Source organism: Streptomyces sp. SLBN-8D4, from assembly GCF_049739545.1.
GTDB lineage: Bacteria > Actinomycetota > Actinomycetes > Streptomycetales > Streptomycetaceae > Streptomyces > Streptomyces canus_C.
In genome coordinates, this window is the sequence record NZ_JBMGQC010000001.1 from 800,765 (window position 1) to 817,415 (window position 16,651).

Genomic DNA, 16,651 nt, shown 5'->3' on the forward strand with positions numbered 1-16,651 from the left:
CTCAGCCGAGGAAAGGGCACCGCATGGCGCTGGCTCTGGAAGACCACCTGGCCGTTACCGAGTTGATCGCGCTGCACGGCCATCTGGTGGACGCCGGGGAGCTGGACCGCACGCACGAGGTCTTCACCGCTGACGTCGTCTACGACCTGTCCGACTTCGGTCAGGGAGAGGTCGTCGGCCTGACGGCGCTCAAGGAGGCGGCGCTGGCGCTGGGGGCCGGGAACCCCGTCGCGCGCCATGTGACGAACGTGGTGATCGGGGAGCTGGCGGACGGCCGGGTCCGCGCCTTGTCCAAGGGCCTGGCTGTCATGGCGAACGGCTCGTGCGGGTCGGTCACCTATGAGGACATCGTGGTCCGCGTGGACACCGGCGGCTGGCGCATCAGCCGCCGCAGGGTACTGGCTCGCCGGGTGCCGCTGAACGGCCTGGGCAGCACCGGGTGAAGGGGCGCAACCACGCCCCCTCGCGATGCCTCTAGCCTCCTCGGAACATCGGCTCGGCCCACCGCGGCGGGGGCTTCGGCCTGGTCTCCGGGGGTTCCACGGCCTTGAAGGCGACCTCCGTCGGCGGGTGGCCGCCGGTCGCGGCCGCGCGGAGGTCCGCGACGAACGCCAGACACGAGTCGTGGCGGTCGTCAGGGCTCTTGGCCAGGGCCTTGGTGAACACACCGTCGAGCCCGGAGGGGAGTTCGGGCCGGCACTCGGTCAACGCCGGGGGCGCGTCGTACTGGTGGGCCCACAGCAGGGCCATGTCGTCGTCGCGGCGGAAGGGCGGGTGGCCCGTGAGGGACTCGTAGACCACGCAGGCGAAGCCGTAGACGTCGCAGCGGCCGTCGACCGGGCGGCCGGAGATCTGCTCGGGGGCCACGTAGTCGAGGGTGCCGACGAACTGGCCGACCGTCGTGAACCCGGTCAGCGACAGGGACTTCTTCGTGAGGCCGAAGTCGGTGAGGTAGACGTGCTCGGGATGGTCGCTGTCGGTGCCCCGGGAGACCAGGATGTTGCCGGGCTTCACGTCCCGGTGGACCAGGCCGTGCTCGTGGGCCGCGTCGAGCGCGGAGGCGACCTGGGCGGCGATCCGCAGCGCCGTCGGGAGCGGCAACGGCCCCTGGCGGTCCAGGAGATGACGCAGATCGCTGCCGGCGACGTACCGCATGGCGATGTACAGCACGCCGTCCGTCTCCCCGGCCTCGAAGACGGGGACGATGTGCGGGTGGTCGATCGCGGCGGCCACCCGGGACTCGTGGCTGAAGCGGTTGCGGAAGGTGTCGTTGCGGGCGAGCTCCGGGGCCAGCAGCTTCAGCGCCACCGTGCGGTCCAGGCGCAGGTCCCGGGCCCGATAGACGACGGCCATGCCGCCTCGCCCGATCTCCTGCTCGATGCGGTAGCTCGCGACCTGCCGGCCGACCAGTTCGGAGGGGCTGCCGGAGAAGAGGCTGGTCTCACGAGCCATCGGGGGTCACCACCTGGGTGGGGGCGTGCCCGGGACTGTCGGAGGTCGCGCGGGGTGCCTCGTCGGTGGCGTAGGTGCTGAGCCGGGTCCCGTCCGCGTACACCCAGCGTCCGTGCTGGGCGTCGTACAGCCATACGTGCTCCCCGTCGACGACCACCCCGATCCGCAGTCCCCGGGTGCGGCCGCGAAAGGACTCCCCGTCGAGAGCGCCGCCGGCCAGCTCCTCGACGGCCGCCCGGTAGCGGGCGAGGGTCTCGTCGGCGCGGGCCAGCAGGGGGCGCGGGTCGGCGGCGCGGGTGAGCGGGCTGCCGGGGGCGGGCGGGTCCTGGGGCACGGCGACCAGGTGGCGGCCGTCGACCCAGGCCGACCAGCCGTTGGCGCACAGGACGTCCGCCCAGTCGCCGCGCCGCTCGACGAGCTGGACGGGCAGGAGCGGGTCGAGGGGCATGGTGGGGCGGGCCGGATCGGGGGCCTCCCAGGCGGGCATGCCGTAGCCGGGGACGACATGGGTGGGCCGGAAGCCGGGGGTCGTCATCGGTGGCCTACTTCCGCATGACGGCGGGTTCGTGGCGGCGCAGCAGCCGGGAGACGAGGTATCCGAAGAACACGGAGAGGACGACGAGCATGCCGATGTTCAGCAGCCACACGCCCGCCGAGTGCTTGAACAGCGGATCGCCGGTGAGGTCGCCGGGCACGATCCGGGCCAGACCGATGGTGCCGGCCATCGCGCCGAGCGCCCACCGGGAGGGCACCAGCCAGGACAGCTGCTCCAGGCCGGGCACGCCGTCGAGCTTCAGCAGGGCGCCGCAGAAGACGACCTGGACGATGGCCAGCAGCACGAGCAGCGGCATCGTCACCTCCTCCTTGCGCACCAGCGCGGACACGAGCAGGCCGAGCATCATCGCGGTGAACGCCAGCAGGGCGACCGCGAGGGTGATCTCCACAAGGGGCGGCATCAGCACGCCTTCGCCGCCGGGCGCGTTGAGGTCGACGCCGAGGAGGGCGACCAGGGTCAGCACCACCGCCTGTACTACGGTGATCGCGCCCAGGACCACGACCTTGGACATCAGGTACGCCGATCTGGACAGGCCGACCGCTCGCTCCCGCTGGTAGATGACCCGCTCCTTCACCAGCTCGCGCACGGCGTTCGCGGCGCCGGTGAGGACGCCTCCGACGCACAGGATGAGCAGGGCGTTCATCGCGGTGTCCCGGGTCAGTTGACTGCCCGCGAGAGCCCGGGCCATGGCGCCCATGACGAACGGGAGGGCGATCATGATGGCGAGGAAGGTGCGGTCGGCGCCGAGGGCGGCGGTGTAGCGGCGGATCAGGGTGCCGAGCTGGGCGCCGCGGCTGCGGGGCCTGGGCGGGGGCGCGATGATGACCGGTTCGGAGCGGGGCGTCCGGGGCTGCGCGGTGGCCTCGGTGACGTACTGGTGCTGGAAGGCCGAGCCGCGGAAGTCGCCGGCCCAGTCGCGATCCTGGTCCCTTTCGAACGCCTCGAAGGCCTCGGGCCACTGGGTGAAGCCGAAGTAGGCGAGAGCGTCCTCGGGCGGGCCGTAGTAGGCGATCCTCCCGCCGGGTGCGAGGACCAGGAGGCGGTCGCAGACGTCGAGGCTCAGGACGCTGTGGGTGACGACGATGACCGTGCGCCCGTCGTCGGCGAGGCCGCGCAGCATGTGCATCACCGAGCGGTCCATGCCGGGGTCCAGGCCGGAGGTCGGTTCGTCCAGGAAGAGCAGGGACGGTTTGGTGAGCAGTTCCAGGGCCACGCTGACCCGCTTGCGCTGTCCGCCCGAGAGGCTGTGCACGGGCTGTCCGGCGCGCTGTTCCAGGCCGAGCTCGCGGATGACCTCGTCGACCCGCTCGCGGCGTTCGGCCTTCGCGGTGTCCTGCGGGAAGCGCAGCTCGGCGGCGTAGGACAGGGCGCTGCGGACGGTCAGCTGGGCGTGCAGGATGTCGTCCTGCGGGACCAGGCCGATGCGCTGGCGCAGTTCGGCGTAGTCGCGGTAGAGGTCGCGGCCGTCGTACAGGACGGTGCCGTGGTCGGCGGGCCGCTGGCCGGTGAGGGCGTTCAGGAGCGTGGACTTGCCGGCGCCGCTCGGGCCGACGACCGCGAGCAGGCACTTCTCCCCCACCGGGAAGGACACGTGGTCGAGCAGGGTCTTGCGGCCGCGGTCGACGGCGACCGTGAGGTCCTGGACGTCGAGGGAGACCTCCCCGGTGTCGACGTACTCCTGGAGCGTGTCGCCGACCAGGCTGAACGCCGAGTGGCCGATGCCGACGATGTCTCCGGGGCCGAGGGGGCCGCTCGTGACGGGCCGGCCGTTGAGGTAGGTGCCGTTGTGGCTGCCCAGGTCGGCGATGTCGTAGCTGCCGTCGGGCAGGGCGCGCAGCTCGGCGTGGTGGCGGGAGACGACCAGGTCGTCGATGACGAGGTCGTTGTCGTCGGCGCGGCCGATCCGGACCGTGCGGGTGGGCAGCGGGCGTACCGCCGTGGGCCGGCGGAAGGTGCCGGTGAGAGCGGGCATCGAGACCGCCGAGGGGCGCTCGGGGGCGGGGATGCCCAGCAGGACCGCGCAGGGGCCGTCGGAGGCGCTGCCGAAGCGGATGACGCTGCCGGGGCCGACGTCCCACTCGTGGACGCGGCGGCCGTCGGCATAGGTGCCGTTGGTGCTGTTCTCGTCCTCGAGGGTCCAGTGGTCGGCCTCGGGTCGCAGCACCGCGTGGTGCCACGAGACCCGGGCATCGTCGATGACGATGTCGCACAACGGGTCGCGCCCGACGTGGTAGTCGTGGCCCGGGCTCATCACCGTGGAGCCGGTGTCGGTCTCCAGCACGAGCTCGGGCGCCGTCGGTGCGATCGACCGGTCCGCCATGCCAGAATTCTACCGATTCACCCCTTTGGCCGCCTGGTGGCGCGAACCGGAGGAGCGAGGGTGCGGAGCGCGGGGGCCGGACCGACTCAGGCCACAGGGGTGAAGAGCGCCGAGGCCGTCCGATGCATTCTCACGGCGTCCACGGACTCGGCGAGCAGTTCGTACTCCGTGGTGTCGTCGCTCGCGGCGATCCTGACCAGCCGGCCGGCCGCCAACTCGTCGGCGACCAGATCCTGTTGGTACAGGTCGGCGCACCAGGCCCGCATCACGGCGGGGACGTCCAGCACGGTGGGGGCGACGGGGGCCAGGGCGCCCGCGGGAAAGTACTCGGCCTCGGGCTGGGGGTCTAATCGGTCGGCGATCCACGAGGCCCGGTCACGCATCCACCACAGGGCGAGGGCGAGGGTGGGCGCGCGGTACGTTCCGAGGGGTACGCCGATGCGGCGTCCGTCGCAGATGCCGTACCCCGTGACGTGGCACAGGAATTCGTCGTGCACGATCAACTCCCCCGCTTGCTCGTTCGCCTGCCGGCAGGGCCTCGCTTTCCGTGCGGCTCATGTGCGGTACGCGGTCTTTGCTGCTGTGCGTGACGGGCACTTCGCTCGATGTGAAGGTCCTGTCAGTCGAGTATGTTCACTACTGAAACACTGTCACCACGTCTTTTTGGCCAGTCTCCTGGCATATTCGTCCCCCCTCCTGGCCGAAATCTGACGGGTGCACGTTCAAACGCCATGACCCGGGAAGTAATCGACGGTTCCCGGCGCCGCGGGCAAGGTTGCCTCACCAGGTCCCACCAGCACAGACGACCTCGATGGAGGCTGATTTCCATGTCCGCGAACACCGACCGCTACGAGAGTGCCGTCGCCCGCTACTTCGAAGCCTGGAACGCGCGTGAGCCGGAGGCACGCACCAAGGCCGTGGCAGCCGCCTGGGCGGTGGGCGGCGGGTACACCGACCCGCTCGCCGACGTCGTGGGCCACGACGGGATCGCCGCGGTGATCGCGGCGGCCCACGAGCAGTTCCCCGGTTTCGCCTTCCGGATCACCGGCCCCGTCGACGGACATCACGACACCGCGCGGTTCTCCTGGGAGCTCGTGAGCGAGGACGGATCGGCACCCGTCGCCGGATCCGACGTGGTCACGCTCGACGGGGACGGCAGGATCAGGACCGTGTACGGGTTCCTGGACCGGGTGCCCGCGGGAGCCTGAGCAAGGGCCACGATGAGTTTTCCCCTCGCCGGTGGTCTCTTGAAGAGGAAGCCGTCGGCGAGGGAGAACATCATGGCCACGACCGGAAAGGTGGACGCGGAATTCACCGCGGTCCTCAGCAGGAACCCGGGGAAGGGCGGCTGGACCTGTGTCCGCTGGCCCGCCTCGGTGGAGTTCTTCGGCACCCGGGGTCTCGTCAAGGTCCGCGGGACGATCGACGGGCACCCTTTCCAGAGCTCCTTCATGGCCCTCGGGGACGGCACCCACATGCTGCCCGTCAAGGCCGACGTGCGGAAGGCCATCGGCAAGGACGCGGGCGACACGGTGATCGTGCGCATCGAGGAGCGGACCGGCTGAGCGGGCCGCCGCCGCGGGGTCTCGGCCCGCATCCGCTGAAGTGGACCGGCCCGTACGGCACTTCACCTCCGGCGATCGCCTTCGCGCCGCACCGGACGGCGCCCTGGGCCCGGTAGCGGGGACGATGGCGGTGGCGGTGGCGTCGAACCGAAAGGGACCGGGCGCCGGCCTGAGGGGCCGGCGCCCGGTCCGTACGACTGCCCGCGGCCGGGAAGCCGCGTCGGTCACGCCTTGAGGATCGAGCCCGTCACACCTTGAGGATCGCGTCGATCCTCGCCAGTTCCTCCGGGGCGAAGTCCAGGTTGGCGATCGTGCCCACGCTGTCCTCGATCTGCTTCGGGCTGCTCGCGCCGACGAGCGCCGACGTGACCCGGCCGCCGCGCAGGACCCAGGCCAGGGCCAGCTGGGCGAGGGTCTGGCCCCGGCCCTCGGCGACGTCGTTGAGCTCGCGGAGCTGCTGGACCAGGTCCTCGGTGACGGCGTCGGAATTCAGGAAGGGGCTGTCGCTCGCGGCCCGGGAGTCCTCGGGGATGCCGTCGAGGTAGCGGCCGGTGAGCAGGCCCTGCTCCAGCGGGGAGAAGACGATCGAGCCGACCTGAAGCTCGTCGAGCGCGTCCAGCAGGCCGCCGTCCTCGGGGCGCCGGTCCAGCATCGAATAGCGCGGCTGGTGGATGAGGAGCGGGGTGCCCAGCTCGCCGAGGATGCGGGCGGCCTCGCGGGTCTGCTCGGCGGAGTAGTTGGAGATGCCGACGTACAGCGCCTTGCCCTGCTGGACCGCGGTGTGCAGGGCCCCCATCGTCTCTTCGAGGGGGGTCTCCGGGTCGGGCCGGTGCGAGTAGAAGATGTCGACGTAGTCCAGGCCCATCCGGGACAGGCTCTGGTCCAGCGAGGACAGCAGGTACTTGCGGGAGCCCCACTCGCCGTACGGACCGGGCCACATCAGATAGCCGGCCTTGGTGGAGATGATCAGCTCGTCGCGGTAGGCCGCGAGGTCGGCCTTGAGGGCCTCGCCGAACGCGGACTCGGCGGCGCCGGGCGGCGGACCGTAGTTGTTGGCGAGGTCGAAGTGGGTGACACCGAGGTCGAAGGCGCGGCGCAGGATGGCCCGCTGGGTCTCGACCGTGCGGTCCGCCGGGCCGAAGTTGTGCCACAGACCGAGCGAGATCGCGGGCAGCTTCAGGCCGCTGCGTCCGGTACGCCGGTAGGGCATCTCCGCGTAGCGGTCGGGGTGTGCGGTGTACAACGCGACTCCAGAGGGGTTGGCACGGTGGAACCAAAAAAGTCGTGAATCCACCTCACTCTTTCGCGACCTGGGGGCATTGGTCCAACAGAAGAATCCGATGGAATTCAGCGGTTAGGCTTCTCAATCATGGAACTGCGCCATCTTCAGCACTTCGTGGCGGTCGCCGAGGACCAGCACTTCACCCGGGCCGCCGAACGGCTCCTGGTGTCGCAGTCCGGGCTGTCCGCGTCCATCCGGGCGCTGGAGCGGGAGCTGCAGACCCCGCTGTTCGTGCGGACCACCCGCCGGGTGACGCTCACCCCCGCCGGGCGGGCCCTGCTCGGCGAGGCCGAACGGATCCTCGCACAGGTGCGGTCCGCCCACGAGGCGGTGGCCGCGGTGCAGGGAGTGCTGCGCGGGATGCTCGCGCTGGGTTCCGAGCAGTGCATCGCCGGGGTACATGTGGCGGGACTGCTGGCCGCGTTCCGGCGGCAGCATCCGGACGTGGAGATCTGTCTGCGGCAGGCGGGCTCGGGCGCACTCGCCGAGGAGGTCGCCGCCGGGCGGCTGGACCTGGCGTTCGCCGTGCGGGGGACGCGGGAGGAGAGCGACCAGCTGCGGGCCGTACCCCTGACCAGCGAGCCGATGACCGTACTGTGCCATCCGAGTCATCCGCTCGCGGCGGCCGGCGCGGCCGTGACCCCGGAGGACCTGGGGGGTGAGGTCTTCGTCGACTTCCACCCGGACTGGGGGCCGCGCCGCACCACCGACGCCGTGTTCGCCGAGGCGGGCGTACGCCGGTCGGTCGCCCTGGAGGTCAACGACGTGCACACCTTGCTGGACCTGGTGGACGAGAACCTCGGCGTGGCGGTCGTTCCGCAGCACTTTCGGCACAAGCGGCCGTCGCTGACGGCCCTGCCCGTCAAGGGCACCGGCGAGACCGTGTACGAGACGGTCGCCCTGCTGCCGCCCCCGCAGGCCACCAGCCCGGCGGCGCGGGCGTTGATGGCGCTGCTGGACAGCTGAGCCGCCGCGCGGGAAAAGAGGGGGCTTGGCACCACCCCCAGGACGGGTTCCACCCCTCCTGACCCGAGCCGCCGCACACCCCAGACTCATGACCGTCCCCGAAGACAACTGCGGTCAGGAGCAGGGAAGATGACGGACGCACGCACGACGGACACCCCACGCGCGACGAACCCCGCACGATCGACGAGCCCCACACGACGGAACGTACTGCGAGGCGCGGCGGCGGTCGCGGCCGCGGGCGGACTGGCCGGCGCGGGAGTGGGCGCCGGACCCGCCTCCGCGGCGCCCCGCACGGCACCGACCCGCCACTTCCCGTTCCTGGAGGGCGCCTTCAAGCCGGTCACCGAGGAGCTGACGGCCTTCGACCTGCCGGTCACCGGCCGTGTCCCGCGCGAGCTGAACGGCCGCTACCTGCGCACCGGCCCCAATGTGCTGGGCCTGGAGGACCCCCGCGCCCACCACTGGATGCTCGGCGACGGCATGGTGCACGGCGTCCGGCTGCGCGAGGGACGCGCCGAGTGGTACCGCAACCGCTGGGTCCGCTCCTCCCAGGTGGCGAAGAAACTCGGCGAGCCCTACCCGGGCCCGGTGCCGCCGGACGACTTCCCCTGCAACACCCATGTGATCCCCCACCGGGGGCGCATCCTGGCGCTCCAGGAGAGCGGACCCCTGCCGTACGAGCTCGACGACGAGCTGAACACCGTGGGCACCTACGACTTCCGGGGCACGCTGGAGGGCGCGTTCACCGCGCACACCAAGTTCGACGTCCACGCCGGTGAGCTGCACGCGATCGCCTACTACCCGACCTGGGACCATGTGCGGCACCTGGTCGTGGACCCGGCTGGCCGCGTCTCGCGCAGCACGCGGATCCCGGTGGCCGACGCCCCGATGATCCACGACTTCGCGCTCACCGAGCGGTACGTGATCATCCTCGACATGCCGGTCACCTTCGACCCGGCGGGCGCCGAGCGCGGCGACATCGTGCCCTACGTCTGGAACGACCGGCATCCGGCGCGGGTCGGTGTGCTGCCGCGCGCGGGGGGTGCGGTCCGCTGGTTCGAGGTCGACCCGGTGTACTACTCGCACACCCTCAACGCTTACGAGGAGGGCTCGAACCTGGTCGTCGACACGACCAACTTCGACGCGCCCTTCCTCGTGGCGGGCAACGGCTCGGGCGGGCCGTACACGCCGGGTACGCCCCGGCTCGACCGCTGGACGATCGACCTGCGGCAGGGGCTGGTGCGGGTGCGGACCCTCGACGACCGCCCGCAGGAGTTTCCGCGCGTCAACGAGGCTCTGGTGTCCCGCCGCCACCGCTACGGCTACTCGGCGGCGGCCGCGGAGATGGCGGCCGCATATCAGGCGGTCGACGGCAACCCGCCTCCCGACCGGGCGTTCACCAACGCACTCATCAAGCACGACCTGCTGCGGGGCACCTCACAGGTGCACCGGCTGCCCCGCGGAGCGGCGGCGAGCGAGGCCGTGTTCGTGCCGTCCGACCCGTGCGACGACAGGGCCGCCGAGGACGACGGGTACGCGATCGCGTACGTCCACAACCCCGATCGCGGGGCCTCGGACCTGGTGATTCTCCCGGCCCAGGACTTCACGGCCGAGCCGGTGGCCCGGATCCATCTGCCGGGACGGGTGCCCCTGGGCTTCCACGGAAGCTGGATTCCCGACGCGTGACACGGGAGCTGGATTCCCGACGCGTGACACCGGAGCAGGATTCCCACGCGTGACGCGGCGCGATGCGCGATGGTGGATGTCATGCATGCAAAGGACATCCTCATCGACGGCTACGGCCGCATCCAGGAAGAAGTCCACGCCGCCGTCGAGGGCCTGGGCCCCGACGACCTCAACCACCGTCCCGGCCCCGACGCCAACTCCCTCGCCTGGCTGGTCTGGCATCTCACCCGCGTCCAGGACGACCATGTCGCCGGCGCCTTCGGCCTCGACCAGGTATGGCTGACGCAGGACTGGGAGAAGCGGTTCGGCCTCGACCTGAAGCCGCGCGACATCGGCTACGGCCACACCTCCGCGCAGGTCGCCAAGGTGCGGGTCGACTCCGCGGACCTGCTCACCGGCTACTACGACGCCGTGCACGCCCAGAGTCTCGAAGCCCTGCGCGGGCTGACGGCCGGAGACCTGGAGCGCGTCGTGGACGAGAACTGGGATCCGCCGGTCACCCTGGGGGTGCGGCTGGTCAGCGTCCTGTCCGACGATCTGCAGCACGTCGGACAGGCCGCCTATCTGCGGGGGCTGCTTCAGAGCGCGTAGCCCGGCAGGACGACGTCCTCGATGAGGGCCTTGCGCTCGTCGAACGGGATGAAGGCGCTCTTGAGAGCGTTCACCGTGACCGTGCGCAGGTCCTCGACCGTCCAGCCCGCCTCCTCGACCAGCAGGGACATCTCCCGGGTCATCGTCGTCCCCGACACCAGCCGGTTGTCGGTGTTGAGGGTGACCCGGAAGCCCAGGTCCTTCAGGGCCGTGATCGGATGCTCGGCGATCGAGGTGGCCGCGCCGGTCTGGAGGTTGGAGGTCGGGCACATCTCCAGGGCGATACGGCGGTCCCGGACATAGCCCGCGAGCCGGCCGAGCTTGCCGCTCGCGAGGTCGGGGATGTCCTCGGTGATCCGCACACCGTGGCCGAGCCGCTGGGCGCCGCACACCTGCACGGCCTGGTGGATGCTGGGCAGGCCGTGGGCCTCACCGGCGTGGATCGTGAAGGGCACGTTCTCGCGGCGCAGGTACTCGAAGGCGTCCAGGTGGTCGGCGGCCGGGAAACCGTCCTCCGCGCCCGCGATGTCGAAGCCGACGACACCGGCGTCCCGGAAGGCCACGGCCAGGTCGGCGGCCTCGCGCACCCGGTCGAACATCCGCATCCCGCACAGCAGGGTGCCGACCCGCACCGGTGTGCCCGCGGCGGCGGCCTTCGCCATACCGGCGGCCAGGCCCTCCTGGACGGTCTCGACGACCTCGGCCATGGCCAGTCCGCCGTTGGTGTTCAGCTCGGGGGCGTAGCGCACCTCGCCGTACACGACCCCGTCGGCGGCCAGGTCGAGGACGTACTCCTCGGCCGTGCGCAGCAGGCCCTCGCGGGTCTGCATGACGGCGAGGGTGTGCTCGAAGGTGGCTATGTAACGCACCAGGTCGCCGGAGTTGGCGGCCTCGAAGTACCAGGCGGCGAGCTCGTCCGGGTCGGTGGTGGGCAGGGTGTGGCCGACCTCGGCCGCGAGCTCCACCACGGTGGCGGGGCGCAGGCCGCCGTCGAGGTGGTCGTGCAGGACGGCCTTGGGGAGGCGGCGGATCAGGTCGGCGTCTACGCGCGTAGCGGTCATGGCGAGGTCTTTCTTCGTACGTCGAACAGGGTGGCGGGGAGGGTCAGTCGGCGGGCTGGAGCAGGTCCCAGCGGTTTCCGTGGAGGTCCTGGAAGACGGCGACCGAGCCGTAGGGCTCGTGGCGGGGCTCCTCCAGGAAGGTCACGCCCGCGGCGAGCATGCGGGCGTGGTCGCGGGCGAAGTCGTCGGTGTGCAGGAAGAAGCCGACGCGGCCGCCGGTCTGGTTCCCCACCCGTTCCTGCTGGGCCTCGTCCTTGGCGCGGGCGAGCAGCAGGTCGGTGCCGCCCTCGCGCTCGTCCGGCCGCACGACGACCCAGCGGGAGCCGTCGGGGCGGGGGGCGTCCTCGACGAGCCGGAAGCCGAGGGCCTCGGTGTAGAAGCGGATCGCCTCGTCGTAGTCGTCGACGACAAGGGTGACCAGGGCGACGCGTCTCATCGGTGCCTCTCGGGACGGGTGGTTGACGGGAGAGGTTATACGTAAAACTTCGGTGGCGCCAGTCCGTCTCCTGGGCCCGCGCGGGTGAACCGTACGGTGCGTGGCAGGCTGGTGATCACCGCCGGGGTCACGGCTCCGGCGCCCCCCTTCCACCGGACCGCACAGGAGTCGAGCACCATGGCAGAACTGCCGAAGTCGACCGGAGCACCCGCCCACCAGAACGTCACCTTCCCGAGCGGCGGCACCACCGCGCACGGCTATCTGGCGCTGCCGCCGTCCGGGAGCGGGCCGGGGGTCATCGTGATCCAGGAGTGGTGGGGCCTGACCGACCACATCGCCGACGTCGCCGACCGGCTGGCGGCGCAGGGCTTCGTCGCGCTCGCTCCCGACCTGTACGGCGGCAATGTCGCCCACGACAGCGCCGAGGCCCTGCGGATGATGCAGGCACTGCCGGTCGCGCTTGGCGTGGAACTGCTGTCCGGCGCGGTCGACCACCTGCTGTCGCTGGACGAGGTCACCTCGGACACCGTGGGCGCGGTCGGTTTCTGCATGGGCGGCGGATTCGTCCTGTACCTGGCGGCGGCCGACCCGCGGGTGCGCGCAGCGGTGCCGTTCTACGGCGTGATCCAGGGCGAGCTGCCCGACTTCTCGAACCTGAAGGCGGAGATCCTGGGCCACTACGGCGAGCTCGACCAGACCATCCCGGCGGAAAGCCTCGACGCCCTGCGCGAGGCCGTCCGCGAGCAGTCCGGAATCACCCCTGACCTGCACCTGTACCCGGCGGACCACGCCTTCTTCAACGACGGCCGCCCCGAGGCCCACGACCCCGAGTCCGCCACCCGCGCCTGGGAGAGGACCGTGCCCTTCCTGCACGAGCGGCTGGGGTAGGGCCGGGCCTGCGGCTCAGGCCGGAAGCATGCCGCGTACCTCGCGGCGGATCGGTCGGACGCACGCAGAGGTGCCCTGTCGACACGGGTGAGCGGGGCCGCCCGGTGCGGTCCCCGCCCCCGCGAAGTAACGAAGGGGGCGGCGTGGACTCGTGCGCGGCGGAGCCCTCGACGGGTACGTCAGGGCCTCGGCGTCGGCATGGTCCGCCTGGCGGACCCCAGGGGTCGCCGTCGCCTGCGGGGCTGGGCGCGATGTGGCCGGGGGGACCTGCCGTGGGCGCTTGCGCGGCGACGGCAGCCCCGTGGGACGGGCCTTTCCGGACGCCGGGCCGGTGGCCGTTCGGGCCGGACGCGCGGGCCCGCGCGTGCGACCCCGCTGCCCAACTCCGCGAGCGCCGCGCCTGCGCCGACCCCACTGCCAGGCCGGCGGCCGCCCGGTGGCCGCACCACGCGGCGGCCTTGGGCATGGTCCGCAGCACGGGCCCGGGACTCGTCCGCCCCTCGGTCCGTGGGCGTAGGGCCCCGGACCGAGGCGGTGGGGAGAGATGGGCGATAGCGTCCCGGGCATGACGATCACCGAGAGCCGGACCGCCGTGGAGCGCAAGCGGGACGTACTGGCCCGTCTGGAGCGGGAGAGGGACATCTGGGTGGCCTCGGCGGACGCCGACGGGCTGCCGTGTCTGGTCGCGCTGTGGTTCGTCTGGGACGGCGAGTGCGTCTGGGTGTCCACGCGGATCACCAATCCCACGGGGCGCAATCTCCGCGACGGCGGCCGCACCCGGCTGGCCTTCGGGGACACCCAGGACGTCGTGCTGATCGACGGGGAGGTGCGGACGTACGGCGGGACGGACGTGCCGGCCGCGGCGATCGAGGCCTTCCGGGCGAAGACCGGCTGGGATCCCCGCGAGGACAGCGCCTCCTACGCCTTCTTCCAGGTGCGCCCGCGCACCGTGCAGGCCCTCAACGGCGTGCACGAGATGCGTGGGCGGCATGTCATGGAGGACGGCGTGTGGGTCGTCTGACCTCTCAGTCTTCCTTCTGGTGCAGCGAGTTCAGGGTGTCGAGCTCGTCCTCGGTGAGACGCAGCGCGCCCGCCGCGATGTTCTCGGCGAGGTGGTCGGGGTTGCCGGTGCCGGGGATGGCGAGGACGTGCGGGCCCTGGGCGAGGGTCCAGGCGAGCCTGACCTGGGCGGGGGTGGCGTCGTGGGCCCGCGCGACGGCGAGCACCGCCTCGTCGTGGGCGGTGGTGGCGCCCTCGGGCCCGGCGTCCCCGGCGATCGCGAAGAACGGCACGAAGGCGATGCCCTGTTCGCCGCAGATCCGCACCATCTCGTCGGTGGCCCGGTTGCGGGAGTCGAGTCCGAAGCGGTTCTGCACGGACACCACCGGCGCGATGGCCTGCGCCTCGACGAGGTGCCGGGGCTCGACGTCGGAGATGCCGAGGTGCCGGACGAGGCCCTTGTCGCGCAGTTCGGCGAGGGCGCCGAAGTGCTCGGCGACCGAGTCCTGGCGCATCCGGCGGAGGTACACCAGGTCCAGGTGGTCGCGGCCGAGCTGGCGGAGGTTCTCCTCGACATGTCCACGCAGGTCCTCGGGCCGTGCAGAAGTGGCCCACTCCCCCGAGTAGTCACGAAAGGGGCCGACCTTCGAGGCGATGACGAGATCGTCGGGGTACGGGGACAGCGCGCTGTTGATGATCTCGTTGGCGGAGCGCAGGGAGGAGAAGTAGAAGGCCGCCGTGTCGATGTGGTTGACGCCGAGTTCGACGGCCCTGCGCAGTACGGTGATCGACCGCTGCCGGTCGCTCGGGGTGCCGTGGTGGAAGGCCGCGCTGCCGGTCAGCCGCATCGCGCCGAAGCCGATGCGGTTGACGGTGAGATCGCCGAGTGTCCAGGTGCCTGCCGCGTCCGCGGTGATCGTTTCGGAGGTCATCGGCGGATGATGACACACCTCCGGCCCGTCCCCGAGGCACTTCCCGAACTCCTACCTGCGCTGCGCGGCCAGCCGGACGGGCGCGTTGGCCGCACCGAACCCGGCGTAGCCGCCGGATCGCTGCACGAACTCGAAGAAGACATGGCCGACCGTCTCGGTGTAGCAGTGCCGGAACTCGCCGCCCCGCTCGTCGCGGTCGTAGAGGATGCCGAGCTCGCGATACGTCTCCAACTCCCCCTCGGCGAAGTCGAAACGGGCCTCCAGGTCGTCGTAGTAGTTCGCGGGGACGCGAAGCAGACCTGCTCCGGCCGCCCGGAAGCGGCGGACTGCGGCGACGATGTCGTCGACGGCGAACGCCACATGCCGGGCCCGTGTCTCACCGCCCTCCTCCGGACTGGGCGCCAGGTTGAGGACCAGGCGGGGCCCGTCGGAGGGGGCGGACAGGGCACGGCTGCGGAACAGGCCGTAAGGGTCGGCGAGTTCGACGGTGTCGTGCGGGCTGAGGCCCAGCACCGTGCGGTGGAAGAGCACCGACTCGTCGAAGTGGTGCCAGGGCTGGGTCAGCGCGAGGTGGTCGATGGTCAGGGCGGTCGCGCTCTCGTTCTCGGCCGTGTACGCGAAGTCGTCGGTCCAGCTGGGAAGTTCGGGTCGGCCGGTCGCGCAGAACAGGACTTCGGTGCCGTCCGGGGCCGCGATCGACTCCAGCGGGACGTCCTGTGCGGTGCGGCGCTTGGGCAGGGCGGGCGCGAGCAGGGCTTCCGCCCGTCGCGCGGACGCAGCGGGATCCGCCGTCTCCAGTCCTACGGCGGCCAGGGTGGTGTCGGTACGGCGGCCGGCGGTGCCCGTATTGACCAGGACCCGGGCCTCGCCCTGTTCCCAGAGGTCTACCGGCTTGCCGTGATGGCGGGCGGCGCGAGTGAAGCCGAGAGCCGTGAGGAGTTCGCCGACGGGTTCGGGGTCGCTGGTGGCGAGTTCGGCGAAGGCGACGCCCGAGGGGATCACCGGGGCCGGAAGCGGGGAGACGCCGGCGCTCTCCTGCAGAGCGAGCAGGGAGCGCAGTCCGTCCAGCGCTGTGCGGCCCGCGTCCGCCTGGCGGAAGACGTCGTTGAAGACCTCCAGGGACAGGGGGCCGTCGTATCCGGCGTTCAGGACATGGCGCAGGAGTCCGGCGACGTCGAATCCGCCCTGCCCCGGGAAGCAGCGGTAGTGGCGGCTCCACTGCAGGACGTCCATGGCCATCAGCGGGGCGTCCGCGAGCTGGAGGAAGAAGATCTTGTCGCCGGGGATGTCCTCGACGCCCTTGGGATCAGAGCCCCTGGAGAGGATGTGGAAGCTGTCCAGGCAGGTGCCGAGCGCCGGATGGTCCGCGGCCTCGACGATCCGCCAGGCGTGGTCGTACGTGCTGACGTGCCGTCCCCACGCGAGTGCCTCGTAGGCGACCCGGATGCCGGACTCCTGGGCCAGGTCGGCGAGTCGGCCCAGCTGCTCGGCCGCGAGGGCGTCGTCGTCCACGGCCTGCTCGGAGACGCTTGAACAGACGAGGACGGTGTCGGCGCCGAGCCTGCGCATCAGCTCGAACTTGTGCCGGGCACGCCTCAGGTTGCGGGCGAAGAGCTCCTCCGGGACGGCCTCGATGTCCCGCATGGGCTGGTAGAGGTCGATGCGCAGGCCCAGGTCGGCCGTGCGGGCGGCGATCTCCTCGGGGGTGAGGGGGCTGGCCAGGAGGTCGTTCTCGAAGATCTCGACGCCGTCGAAGCCGGCCCGTGAGGCGGCCGTCAGTTTCTCGGTGAGGGTGCCGCTGAGGCAGACGGTGGCTATGGACTTGCGCATGCTCGCTCCTGAGGTCGATCCAGGTCTTCCCGGCCCGTCCGGCGGCCCCGGAGAAGATTTCAGAACGACCACCAGATGGTCCAATCG

17 protein-coding genes are annotated in these 16,651 nt (G+C 71.4%); 8 read left to right on the forward strand and 9 right to left on the reverse strand.

Translation table 11 applies throughout. The annotated features are described in order from the left end of the window. The first annotated feature begins 23 nt into the window (after positions 1-23). Positions 24-443, forward strand: a complete 420-nt coding sequence (locus RKD20_RS03635) for a nuclear transport factor 2 family protein (protein ID WP_424876357.1) — start codon at positions 24-26, stop codon at positions 441-443. A gap of 31 nt (positions 444-474) precedes the next feature. On the opposite strand, the gene RKD20_RS03640 is transcribed toward RKD20_RS03635, so the two are convergent. From RKD20_RS03640 to RKD20_RS03655, 4 genes are all read right to left on the reverse strand, one after another. After that, positions 475-1,452, reverse strand: a complete 978-nt coding sequence (locus RKD20_RS03640) for a serine/threonine-protein kinase (RefSeq protein WP_424876358.1) — start codon at positions 1,450-1,452, stop codon at positions 475-477. Next, positions 1,442-1,987 (reverse strand): hypothetical protein, encoded by a 546-nt coding sequence (locus RKD20_RS03645; RefSeq protein ID WP_424876359.1) that lies wholly within the window; start codon positions 1,985-1,987, stop codon positions 1,442-1,444. Before RKD20_RS03645 ends, RKD20_RS03640 begins: the two co-directional genes overlap by 11 nt. Positions 1,988-1,994: 7 nt before the next feature. After that, positions 1,995-4,328, reverse strand: coding sequence for an FHA domain-containing protein (locus RKD20_RS03650; protein WP_424876360.1), 2,334 nt, complete (start codon positions 4,326-4,328; stop codon positions 1,995-1,997). 86 nt (positions 4,329-4,414) lie between these two features. Next, positions 4,415-4,825 (reverse strand): hypothetical protein, encoded by a 411-nt coding sequence (locus tag RKD20_RS03655; protein WP_028807748.1) that lies wholly within the window; start codon positions 4,823-4,825, stop codon positions 4,415-4,417. A 330-nt stretch (positions 4,826-5,155) separates the two neighbouring features. Here RKD20_RS03655 and RKD20_RS03660 point away from each other — a divergent pair, with 330 nt between their 5' ends. Continuing rightward, positions 5,156-5,536 carry a nuclear transport factor 2 family protein gene (locus RKD20_RS03660; protein WP_424876361.1) on the forward strand — a complete coding sequence of 127 codons (381 nt, stop codon included), beginning with the start codon at positions 5,156-5,158 and terminating at the stop codon, positions 5,534-5,536. A gap of 72 nt (positions 5,537-5,608) precedes the next feature. Further along, complete coding sequence (locus RKD20_RS03665; protein WP_424876362.1) at positions 5,609-5,893, forward strand: DUF1905 domain-containing protein; 285 nt, start codon at positions 5,609-5,611, stop codon at positions 5,891-5,893. A 247-nt stretch (positions 5,894-6,140) separates the two neighbouring features. Here RKD20_RS03665 and mgrA read toward each other — a convergent pair whose 3' ends face one another. Beyond that, positions 6,141-7,136, reverse strand: coding sequence for an L-glyceraldehyde 3-phosphate reductase (gene mgrA / locus RKD20_RS03670; protein ID WP_424876363.1), 996 nt, complete (start codon positions 7,134-7,136; stop codon positions 6,141-6,143). 126 nt (positions 7,137-7,262) lie between these two features. Here mgrA and RKD20_RS03675 point away from each other — a divergent pair, with 126 nt between their 5' ends. The 3 genes from RKD20_RS03675 (at position 7,263) to RKD20_RS03685 (ending at position 10,418) form a co-directional block, all read left to right on the forward strand. Continuing rightward, entirely contained in the window at positions 7,263-8,141 is an 879-nt protein-coding gene (locus tag RKD20_RS03675) for a LysR substrate-binding domain-containing protein (protein WP_424876364.1), read from the forward strand. Between the two features lie 129 nt (positions 8,142-8,270). Continuing rightward, complete coding sequence (locus RKD20_RS03680; protein WP_424876365.1) at positions 8,271-9,827, forward strand: carotenoid oxygenase family protein; 1,557 nt, start codon at positions 8,271-8,273, stop codon at positions 9,825-9,827. Positions 9,828-9,908: 81 nt separating this feature from the next. Then, on the forward strand, positions 9,909-10,418 hold the full coding sequence (locus RKD20_RS03685) for a mycothiol transferase (RefSeq protein WP_424876366.1): 510 nt from the start codon (positions 9,909-9,911) through the stop codon (positions 10,416-10,418). Here the strand turns inward: RKD20_RS03685 and RKD20_RS03690 are convergent. After that, a complete protein-coding gene (locus RKD20_RS03690) occupies positions 10,406-11,479 on the reverse strand; it encodes an adenosine deaminase (protein WP_020118008.1) in 1,074 nt (357 codons plus the stop codon). The genes RKD20_RS03685 and RKD20_RS03690 overlap by 13 nt on opposite strands. A gap of 43 nt (positions 11,480-11,522) precedes the next feature. Further along, on the reverse strand, positions 11,523-11,915 hold the full coding sequence (locus RKD20_RS03695) for a VOC family protein (RefSeq protein WP_020118009.1): 393 nt from the start codon (positions 11,913-11,915) through the stop codon (positions 11,523-11,525). A gap of 177 nt (positions 11,916-12,092) precedes the next feature. Here RKD20_RS03695 and RKD20_RS03700 point away from each other — a divergent pair, with 177 nt between their 5' ends. Next, positions 12,093-12,803 carry a dienelactone hydrolase family protein gene (locus RKD20_RS03700; protein WP_424876367.1) on the forward strand — a complete coding sequence of 237 codons (711 nt, stop codon included), beginning with the start codon at positions 12,093-12,095 and terminating at the stop codon, positions 12,801-12,803. Between the two features lie 565 nt (positions 12,804-13,368). Continuing rightward, on the forward strand, positions 13,369-13,824 hold the full coding sequence (locus RKD20_RS03705; protein WP_424876368.1) for a pyridoxamine 5'-phosphate oxidase family protein: 456 nt from the start codon (positions 13,369-13,371) through the stop codon (positions 13,822-13,824). Between the two features lie 4 nt (positions 13,825-13,828). Here the strand turns inward: RKD20_RS03705 and RKD20_RS03710 are convergent, their stop codons facing one another. Then, positions 13,829-14,734: an aldo/keto reductase gene (locus tag RKD20_RS03710; protein ID WP_424876369.1), complete on the reverse strand. Its 906-nt coding sequence runs from the start codon at positions 14,732-14,734 to the stop codon at positions 13,829-13,831. Between the two features lie 51 nt (positions 14,735-14,785). Beyond that, positions 14,786-16,564, reverse strand: a complete 1,779-nt coding sequence (locus RKD20_RS03715; RefSeq protein ID WP_424876370.1) for a bifunctional sugar phosphate isomerase/epimerase/4-hydroxyphenylpyruvate dioxygenase family protein — start codon at positions 16,562-16,564, stop codon at positions 14,786-14,788. Positions 16,565-16,651: the final 87 nt, after the last annotated feature.